An 8,920-nucleotide genomic window follows, 5' to 3' on the forward strand; every position below is an offset into this window, starting at 1 on the left:
TTGGTTGGAAATGGGCGCTGTCATGAAGCGTGTCTGGCAAACCAGCCAGGCCCCCTGAATCCCGACAACAAGGAGTAGCGGGCATGCAAAAGCAATTTACCCTTCGGGCTGCACAACCTGGAGATGGCCAGGCTATTTTCCATGTCACCTGGCAGTCGATAGCCGAGCTGTCGAACGGACTCTATACCCCGGAGCAACTCAATGGCTGGATGGGCGAAAGAACCCCGGAATTTTATGAGCAACTGATAAAACAAGGGCGGATGGTCGTGGCCCTGCAACTGGGAAGGATCGTTGGCTTTGTCGATTCAGAGCCAGGAGAGGTGACGCGGCTATTCCTGCTTCGCGAGGCATCCAGCCAGGGGCTTGGTGCGCATTTGCTCAAGACAGGTATTGATAATGCACGTGGGCCTGGCATCCGCTTTATAAAGGTGGAGTCGACCTTGAATGCGCAAGGCTTCTACAAAAAGCATGGCTTTGTGACACAAAAGCACGGTGTTTTCAGTCACGGTGTGGGTGGGCAACCCATAGAAATCATTCACATGGAGCTTGAATTGCAGGGCAATCAGTAGCAATTAAAAGATCTGGCGATCTCCCCAGAAAGCAAGCATGTCTGGCCAGCGGAAGGTAGCGAGGAGGCCGGGCATGCGACATGCCCGGCTACAAACCTGAGCGCAGCCCGGTCGCTTCTTTCCGGTTCAGGGCTGCAAGGAAGTGCGCCGGTTTCTCTCCGGCAATATCAATTCACCCCCTCAAGCAATCTTGATCACTACCTTGCCGAAAGCGCCCCTCGCCAAGTGTTCGTACGCCTGGCGTGCCTCTTCAAAGGGGTAGACCTTATCGATGACTGGCCGGATTTGGTTTTCGTTGAGGAAGGCGTTCATACGGTCGAAGGACGAGCGCGGGGCGACTGCGATGCCGCGTATGGTGGTCTGCCGGAAAATCAACGGCATCAGGCCAAGCTCGGTGGTCTGCCCTGTCAGGAAGCCGATTTGTGCGATCTTGCCTGCGGCCTTGGTCGCTGCGATGGACTGATTCAAGCCATTGCCGCCGGCAACGTCCAGAAGCAGATCGACCCCCTTGCCGTCGGTGAGCTTGAGCACTTGCTCATGCCATTGCGGGTGGGTCCTGTAGTTCACCCCGCTGACTGCACCCAGTTGCATGGCAGCCTGCAGATTGGCGTCATTGCTCGACGTGACAATCACTTTGGCACCCAGCGCAGCAGCCAGTTGAACGGCGAAGATCGACACGCCGCCAGTACCCTGCACGAGTACGGTTTCTCCGGGTTTGATCTGGCCGTAGTCCACCAGTGAATACCAGGCAGTAAGCGCGGCGATAGGCAGTGTCGAGGCTTCTTCGTCCGACATGTTGTCGGGTGCGCGCACAGCGCTATCCTCGTGAATGATCATGTACTCGGCCAGGCCCCCAGGCAGGGGCGAGCCAAAGCAGTAATCGGGTTCGTCCGAAGCAGGGGCGCCATCAATCCAGCGTGAATACAAATGCGAGTTTACCCGGTCGCCAAGTTTGAATCGGCTGACACCTTCACCCACAGCGACTACGGTTCCTGCTGCATCGCTCACGGGAATCAGCGGTTTGGGCACTTTATGTGGTTCGTAAATGCCATCGACGATGGCTTTGTCGCGGAAGTTGAGGGAAACGGCGCCAACCTTGACCAGCAACTCTCCGGCCTTGGGTTCCGGCGTGGGGGTGTCACCAAGGACTAAATTGTCGAGACCAAAATCATTCAGAAGCCAGGCTTTCATATTGTTTCTCCTTAAAGGCCACCAGTCAGATCTGGTGGAGTGCGGCCATTGTTACCCCTGAGTCAGTGGCAATAAATGCTTCAGCCAGGACAAGACTGTTGTCTCTAACGGCAACAATGGCCTAGGGTTGATACCTTAAGCAGCAACAAAATCTGAGCGAGGGTGTATGGAACTGCTGCAATCAATGCAAGTTTTTGTGCGTGTTGCCGAGCTTGGAAGCTTCACCAAAGCCGCTGATGCCACACAATTGGGACGCCCTCAGGTCACCCGGGCCATACAGGAACTGGAAGCATCTCTTGGCGTGAGACTTTTTCAGCGCACAACCCGACAAGTGCGACTGACGACAGAGGGGGAGCAGTTTTACGAACGGGTCATGGATATTCTCGGTCGCCTCGCTCAGGCAACGTCGATGTTCGATGTTGCCGGGGCATCCCTTCGAGGAAAACTGCGGGTTGATATTCCATCGGCGCTTTCCCAGCCTGCATTCATCACAAGTCTGAGAGAGTTCAGCAACCGTCATCCGCAAATCGAAATGGCATTGGGGGTTACCGACCGTACCGTGGATTTGGTCGCCGAAGGGGTGGATTGCGCGCTCAGGATCGGAGAGTTACCGGACTCCAGTCTGGTGGCCCGGCGTATCGGCATGGCAACCATGGTGACGTGCGCGGCGCCTGGATATATCCAGGAGTTCGGCGCGCCGCATACTCTGCAGGAGCTGGATTCTCACCGTTGCATCAGTTTTCTGTCCGGTCAGAACCAGCGACCGCTCCCCTGGCAGTTCTCCAATGGCGGCATCGACAGGGGCTACGTCAGCCACCGTGGCATCGTCGTCAATGAGTCCAGCACCTATGTGCAATGTGGCGTGGCCGGTTTTGGCATTCTTCAGGCACCGGGGATCGCGCTGGAGCGGTATCTGGCTGATGGTTCTTTGGTGGAAGTACTCGAGAACTATCGGCCAAGACCGCGCCCGGTGTCCGTGTTGTACCCCAGCAGAACGTACCTTGCCCCGCAGGTGCATGCATTTGTCGACTGGGTGAGCCAGAGGTTTGCGCTGCTTTATCCTTTATGGCTTGAGCAAAAGACCAGCGGGGCTTAGGCGCGCAAAGGGCAGCTATTGGTCAGCAAAGCAGTCATGCAGCAGCGCCCTGGCTTTCAATGGTTAACGCAGGGCATAGACATAAGCACTCACTTGAGCACCATTATCCAGAGTCACGCTGGTCAGGACACGTTGATATTCGGCGCCTTCAAAATCGTCCAGTGCCGGCCAGTGGCGGGCGAAATTTTCAGAGCAGAAGAGATGGCCATGAATATCATCGCCATCCTCGGCAATAACCAGACCAGGGAATCCCAGGTCTGCTCCCCAGCCTGCCTGTACCAAGCGTCCCTTGAGCGAGGCGGACTCCCATACGCCGCCAATGTTTGACATCACGTGCTCATTTGGCCTTCCTGGCCCCAAGGTCCCATAGACGAATAGACGCTCCATATGTGTTCCCCGCTCAATCAAAAGGGCGGAATCCTGACTTATGGGCAGGGGACAAATCAATCAGAAACTCAGTGGCTCGATAATATCTGCGCCAATCTGTCAAATCGTCTGGACACTGGTGATGTATGGGCGCTGGCAAACTTGTTTCAGACAGGCTGGAAGTGAAATGACAAAAGATACGCCACGTTACATCCTGATTACAGGCGCGGCTGGTAGCGGCACCACGACCCTGGCAGATGCTTTGGCAAAGGAACTGAATACGACCCACTTGGAAGCGGATGATTTTTTGTGGCTGCCCGGTAATCCGCCCTATCAGCAGTTGGCAGACAAGACGCAACGAGCAGAGCGCTTGTTACAACAAATGCACTGCCATGGCCGTGCAGTCGTTGCGGGATCAGTCATGGGTTGGGGTCAACCCCTTGAGAGCGAATTTGATCTTGTGGTGTTCCTTTATGTTCCAGTTGAACTCAGATTAGAGAGGCTGAAACGTCGCGAGGTAAAGCGCTTCGGTGAGGCGAAGCCGGAGTTTCTGGCCTGGGCAGCTCAGTATGATCAAGGAAGTGTTCCGGGGCGTAGCCTGGCCAGGCATCGGCAATGGCTGTCCGGGCTTGCCTGTACTGTGTTGAAGCTTGAGGGGGACATATCGGTTACAGATCGGCTACGACATATACGGGATGCAATCAACGGATTGAACCCTGCACCGTCAATCATATGAATCCAGCGCTACGACCCTCTGAGCAACCAGGATTGCCCGGGGTTTGCCAGCAGGGTTGCAGTACCGCTCGGGCGGGCGACATTTGGAACTGGGCTTTTGCTCTTTCGATATCCGGTTAGTGAAGGCACAATGCGCATCCTTTTTTGGCTGGCCTTGCTGGAGTCGCCTCGAAATGATCAAAACGCCGTACTACCTGATCGATAAACAGAAACTGCTCAAGAACATGCAGAAGATCGCCTATGTGCGCGAGCAGTCCGGGGCCAAGGCCCTGCTGGCACTCAAGTGCTTTGCCACCTGGTCGGTGTTCGACTTGATGCAGCAATACATGGACGGCACCACATCGTCGTCGCTGTACGAGTTGAAGCTCGGTCGCCAGAAGTTCGAAGGCGAAGCCCACGCCTATAGCGTGGCCTGGGCCGATGATGAAATTGAAGAGATGCTCGCCAACTGCGACAAGATCATCTTCAACTCCATTGGTCAGCTGCAGCGTTTTGCCGAGCGCTCCGAAGGCAAGATCCGCGGCCTGCGGGTCAACCCGCAAGTCAGCAGCTCCGACTACCTGCTGGCCGATCCGGCGCGCCCGTTCAGCCGCCTGGGTGAATGGGACCCGGTGAAGATCGAAGGCGTCATCGACCAGATTTCCGGTTTCATGTTCCACAACAACTGCGAGAACGGTGACTTTGAGCTGTTCGACCAGATGCTGTGCACCATCGAAGAACGCTTCGGCGAGCTGCTGCACAAGGTCACGTGGGTCAGCCTCGGTGGCGGCATTCACTTTACCGGTGAAGGCTATGCCCTGGACGCGTTCTGCGCCCGCCTCAAAGCGTTCTCGCACAAGTATGGCGTGCAGGTTTACCTGGAGCCGGGCGAAGCCGCTATCACCAACAGCGCCTCGCTGGAAGTCACAGTGCTCGACACCCTTTACAACGGCAAGCACCTGGCCGTGGTAGACAGCTCCATCGAAGCCCACCTGCTGGACCTGCTGATCTATCGCCTCAACGCCAAGCTGGCGCCAAGCGACGGCGAACACACCTACATGGTGTGCGGAAAATCCTGCCTGGCCGGGGACATTTTTGGCGAATACCAATTTGATCGTCCGTTGACCATCGGCGATCGGCTGTCGTTCATCGACACCGCGGGCTACACCATGGTCAAGAAAAACTGGTTCAACGGCCTGAAAATGCCGTCCATCGTAGTGAAACAACTCGACGGTACAGTCGAAGTGGTTCGTGAATTTGGTTACGAAGACTACCTGTCCAGCCTTTCGTAAGCTGGCGGATAAAGGAGAGATAAAGCAATTGAAAAAGAACGTTCTTATCATTGGTGCAGGAGGTGTCGCCAAGGTGGTGGCCCACAAATGCGCGCAGCACAACGACGAACTCGGTCGGATTGCTATCGCGTCGCGCAACATCTCCAAATGCCAGGCCATCATCGATAGCGTCAAGGCCAAGGGCAGCCTCAAACTGCCTGCCGAAATCAAGGCTTTCACGCTAAACGCCCTGGACGTGGAAGCGACCAAGGCTCTTATTCTCGAAACCGAATCGCAGATCGTGATCAACGTCGGTTCCGCGTTTCTCAACATGTCGGTGCTGCGTGCCTGCATCGATACCGGCGTGGCTTACCTGGACACCGCCATCCATGAAGAGCCGGGCAAAGTCTGCGAGACGCCGCCCTGGTATGGCAACTACGAGTGGAACCATCTCGAGGAATGCAAAGAGAAAAACATCACCGCCATCCTCGGTGTAGGTTTCGATCCGGGCGTGGTCAACGCCTATGCAGCACTGGCCAAGCAACAGTATTTCGACCGCATTGATTCAATCGATATTCTTGATGTCAATGCCGGTTCACATGGCAAGTATTTCGCTACCAATTTCGACCCTGAAATCAACTTCCGTGAATTTACCGGACAGGTGTGGAGCTGGCAGAACAGCCAGTGGACAAGCAACACCATGTTCGAAGTCAAGCGCACCGACGACCTGCCGGTTGTCGGAGAGCAGAACCTGTACCTGACCGGCCATGACGAAGTTCATTCCCTGTCGAAGAATCTTGACGTGCCCAACGTAAGGTTCTGGATGAGCTTTGGCGAACACTACATCAACGTGTTCACCGTGCTGAAAAACCTCGGCCTGCTCTCCGAGCAGCCGGTCAAGACCGCCGAGGGCCTGGAAGTGGTGCCGTTGAAGCTGGTCAAGGCCGTACTGCCTGACCCGAGCTCGCTGGCTCCCGGATACACCGGCAAGACCTGCATCGGTGATCTGGTCAAGGGTACCAAGGATGGTCAGGCGCGCGAGGTGTTCATCTACAACGTCGCCGATCATGAAGACGCCTACGCAGAAACTGACAGCCAGGGCATCTCCTATACGGCTGGCGTGCCGCCCGTGGCCGCGGCGCTTCTGGTCGCCCGTGGCGAGTGGGACGTGCAGCGTATGGTCAACGTCGAAGAACTGCCGGCCGAGCCGTTCCTCAACGCGCTGGACGTGATGGGTCTGCCGACCCGGATCAAGGACGAGAATGGTGATCGTCCCTGGAATCGCAATGCCTGAGACTCCTGAATAACAGGTGATCCTCACGCCCGCGTTCCACGATACGCAAAACGCCGCTTTTCAAGCGGCGTTTTGATTGGTGCAGTTTGCCGGATCCCGCTGGCACCCATGGGTGTGATGAGCGGTGGCACACCCCCCTCCGAGAAGTTGACCTTCTGTTCTGTAACTGGCTTCTGGCGCCCCGGCTCGAACAGGCTGGAGCCCTTTGTCAGCCGCCGCCTGCAGTGAGATGAAATGGATACCGAAGCAGGGCAGACATGCCCGGTTTGGCGGGATACCGACCGGGCTCGAGCATGATCCAGTGCTGATCAGGATGGGGCGGGGGAATTTGCCGGGGGGTGTATGGATCAGCTTTCAGAGGTGGTGACGTCGTCCTGGGCGGACTCTGCAGCCAGCTTCAAACGGTCAGCTTTACAAATGTATTTGCTCTTGTTTTGCGGGGCCAGTTTGGCACTGGCCTTTTTTGCGTGGGCCTTGAGCAACTGCTTGATCTTTTTACGACGGTTCATGCTTTTCTACTCAGCTTGTACATTCCTCAATGATATCAGTTTAAAACACCGGGCCCGATGGCGGTGCCACGTTTAGTACCGCCGGTTCGGCTCTTTGCAGGGGCTCAACCTGTCATTGGGTGGAGCTCGATGCCCGGGTCAAACCGGGTCTATAGTCAAACTCCAGTCCTTAAATAATCGAGAGTCTTATGAAACGCTCAGTTTTGTTGGTTCTGGCGGCCCTGGTCGCCACTCCGATTTTTGCAGCCGATGATTTGTGCACCATAAACCTGCAGAAATTGGCCGATTACAAAGCCAGCTCCGGCACTATCGGCCAGCCACTGCTCGGGCAGATCCATGACGCGAGAGTTGCGGCACAAGAGGCGCAGGCTGCAGGTGATACCCAGAAGTGCATCAACCTCACCAACAAAGCCCTGCAGGATGTAGTGAACGCGCAAAAAGGTCATTAGCGGCAGCGGCGGGGGGGTGATCCTGCCCCGCCTGTTTGCTGTCCAGGGTTGCGTGCCCCCTCAGTGCAGCGTGCGCCGATTTTCACCAATCCGGATCCTGTCCAGAGCCCGGTTCAGGGCATCCAGCGCATCGAGCAGGGCTTTGGCCTCGGCTTCTCTGCCATCCCCCCACAGACGCTCGGCCATTTTGTTGAGGGCCTGGATGGATTTTTCTATATCTGCCGCGGTGACTGTCTGTGCGGGCGGTTTGTCTGACATGGGTGGTTCCTGTTGGTGCTGACCGCTACGACTTTAACGCGCAATATCGGCTGTGCGGCGGTTTGCTTCGGCTCAATGATCGATCAGGCCGGGTTGGCGCAGTTAATTTGCTGCGCAGACGCCTGAAAAGCTTCACCAGATACCAGGGCGTGGCAAGAATCAGCACCAGAATGGCTGCGAGCGGCAATGCCTCAAGCCAGAGCGATGCCAGCAGCTTCGACTCCAGCAACCATCCTGCCGCGCTATAGGGATTGGTCTGGGCGTACGCCGAAAGCAGTGCAATCACTGATGTGATCAGTGCGAACCCAATGGCGGTACGAACCTGCTCTCTATTCATGTTTTTCGATTCTCTTGGCGGCGTTGACTAAAGCGCGCGATGCTATCAACAACAAGACCGAACCGGACAGAGGAATATTGCCATGCGCCATGTTGTCAAAATCGTCTCTTTCACACTTCTGACTCTGGCCAGCAGCCAGTTGCTGGCCGAGCAGGCCGATACCGCGCCCGGGTTCTGGACCACGCCGACCATTGTGGGTTACGGCAAGATCCACCCGCTGGCAGATGCTGCCTACCAGCCCGACAAGACCGCCACCTACAAGGTGGTTTTTGCCCTGACCAAGGGGCCTAAAACCCCCGCAGACGTCAACCCGGCACTGGACCACGTAGCCCGCACCGTCAATCTCTATGTGGCAGCGGGTGTGCCCCTGACGCAATTGAAATTTGTTGCCGTTGCCTCCGGTGACGCAACGGCGCTCGCGCTCGACGACGCGGCCTATCGCTCCCGATTCAATACGGCCAACCCCAACTTGCCCCTGATCGCAGCTCTGCGGCACGCCGGAGTCGATGTGGCGGTGTGTGGTCAGGCGGTGGCCGAACACCACTTTGCCTACAGTGAAGTCGACAAATCGGTCACCACTGCCCTCTCGGCGCTGACCACCATTACGACCCTGGAGCACCAGGGATACAGCCTGATGCCCATGTGATACCGGATCAGCCCCGCCGGGGGGAGCTTGCGCCGACAGTTTGATTGCAGCGTTGGCCAGGCATAAAAAAACCTCGCCTCCTGTGCACAGGAGGCGAGGTTTTTATGGCGCTGGCTTAAACCGCTGTCAGCGATTTCGGACGACGTACATCAGGTTGTTTCCAGGACTCGGCCGAGGCTTCGTCGATGGCTTGCTGAATCGCCTTTTTGCGGTGTTCTTC

The 8,920-nt window shown here is 56.5% G+C and carries 12 protein-coding genes and 1 pseudogene; 7 read left to right on the top strand and 6 right to left on the bottom strand.

The features are described 5' to 3' along the window. Positions 1–83: 83 nt before the first annotated feature. Entirely contained in the window at positions 84–569 is a 486-nt protein-coding gene (locus FEZ21_RS13230) for a GNAT family N-acetyltransferase (RefSeq protein ID WP_160627411.1), read from the top strand. Positions 570–749: 180 nt separating this feature from the next. On the opposite strand, the gene FEZ21_RS13235 is transcribed toward FEZ21_RS13230, so the two are convergent. Continuing rightward, on the bottom strand, positions 750–1,760 hold the full coding sequence (locus FEZ21_RS13235) for an NAD(P)-dependent alcohol dehydrogenase (RefSeq protein ID WP_003444674.1): 1,011 nt from the start codon (positions 1,758–1,760) through the stop codon (positions 750–752). A gap of 166 nt (positions 1,761–1,926) precedes the next feature. Here FEZ21_RS13235 and FEZ21_RS13240 point away from each other — a divergent pair, with 166 nt between their 5' ends. Continuing rightward, positions 1,927–2,856: a LysR family transcriptional regulator gene (locus tag FEZ21_RS13240; RefSeq protein ID WP_178092376.1), complete on the top strand. Its 930-nt coding sequence runs from the start codon at positions 1,927–1,929 to the stop codon at positions 2,854–2,856. Positions 2,857–2,919: 63 nt separating this feature from the next. Here FEZ21_RS13240 and FEZ21_RS13245 read toward each other — a convergent pair whose 3' ends face one another. Next, positions 2,920–3,243: a gamma-glutamylcyclotransferase gene (locus tag FEZ21_RS13245; RefSeq protein WP_029613027.1), complete on the bottom strand. Its 324-nt coding sequence runs from the start codon at positions 3,241–3,243 to the stop codon at positions 2,920–2,922. Positions 3,244–3,409: 166 nt separating this feature from the next. Here FEZ21_RS13245 and FEZ21_RS13250 point away from each other — a divergent pair, with 166 nt between their 5' ends. The 3 genes from FEZ21_RS13250 to FEZ21_RS13260 all read left to right on the top strand — a co-directional run bounded on the left by FEZ21_RS13250 (position 3,410) and on the right by FEZ21_RS13260 (position 6,501). Beyond that, positions 3,410–3,958 (top strand): AAA family ATPase, encoded by a 549-nt coding sequence (locus tag FEZ21_RS13250; protein ID WP_029613025.1) that lies wholly within the window; start codon positions 3,410–3,412, stop codon positions 3,956–3,958. Between the two features lie 172 nt (positions 3,959–4,130). Beyond that, complete coding sequence (locus FEZ21_RS13255; RefSeq protein ID WP_003444661.1) at positions 4,131–5,228, top strand: carboxynorspermidine decarboxylase; 1,098 nt, start codon at positions 4,131–4,133, stop codon at positions 5,226–5,228. Positions 5,229–5,256: 28 nt separating this feature from the next. Further along, the gene (locus FEZ21_RS13260) at positions 5,257–6,501 is read left to right on the top strand and encodes a saccharopine dehydrogenase family protein (protein WP_003444659.1); all 1,245 of its coding nucleotides are present in this window, start codon (positions 5,257–5,259) and stop codon (positions 6,499–6,501) included. A 347-nt stretch (positions 6,502–6,848) separates the two neighbouring features. Here the strand turns inward: FEZ21_RS13260 and FEZ21_RS13265 are convergent, their stop codons facing one another. Continuing rightward, on the bottom strand, positions 6,849–7,010 hold the full coding sequence (locus tag FEZ21_RS13265; protein WP_003444657.1) for a DUF2986 domain-containing protein: 162 nt from the start codon (positions 7,008–7,010) through the stop codon (positions 6,849–6,851). A 188-nt stretch (positions 7,011–7,198) separates the two neighbouring features. On the opposite strand from FEZ21_RS13265, the gene FEZ21_RS13270 reads away from it, so the two are divergent. After that, a complete protein-coding gene (locus tag FEZ21_RS13270; RefSeq protein ID WP_003444655.1) occupies positions 7,199–7,459 on the top strand; it encodes a hypothetical protein in 261 nt (86 codons plus the stop codon). Between the two features lie 60 nt (positions 7,460–7,519). Here FEZ21_RS13270 and FEZ21_RS13275 read toward each other — a convergent pair whose 3' ends face one another. Continuing rightward, the gene (locus tag FEZ21_RS13275) at positions 7,520–7,717 is read right to left on the bottom strand and encodes a hypothetical protein (protein ID WP_003444652.1); all 198 of its coding nucleotides are present in this window, start codon (positions 7,715–7,717) and stop codon (positions 7,520–7,522) included. 25 nt (positions 7,718–7,742) lie between these two features. Continuing rightward, positions 7,743–8,054, bottom strand: a complete 312-nt coding sequence (locus FEZ21_RS13280) for a hypothetical protein (RefSeq protein WP_178092377.1) — start codon at positions 8,052–8,054, stop codon at positions 7,743–7,745. 82 nt (positions 8,055–8,136) lie between these two features. On the opposite strand from FEZ21_RS13280, the gene FEZ21_RS13285 reads away from it, so the two are divergent. Then, positions 8,137–8,700 carry a DsrE family protein gene (locus FEZ21_RS13285; protein ID WP_127196890.1) on the top strand — a complete coding sequence of 188 codons (564 nt, stop codon included), beginning with the start codon at positions 8,137–8,139 and terminating at the stop codon, positions 8,698–8,700. A 115-nt stretch (positions 8,701–8,815) separates the two neighbouring features. Here the strand turns inward: FEZ21_RS13285 and FEZ21_RS13290 are convergent. Further along, a pseudogene (locus FEZ21_RS13290) lies at positions 8,816–8,920 on the bottom strand (putrescine ABC transporter permease PotI); the annotation flags it as partial.

This window comes from Pseudomonas sp. 9.1(2019) (genome assembly GCF_009910445.1).
In the GTDB taxonomy this organism is placed as follows: Bacteria; Pseudomonadota; Gammaproteobacteria; order Pseudomonadales; family Pseudomonadaceae; genus Aquipseudomonas; species Aquipseudomonas paraversuta.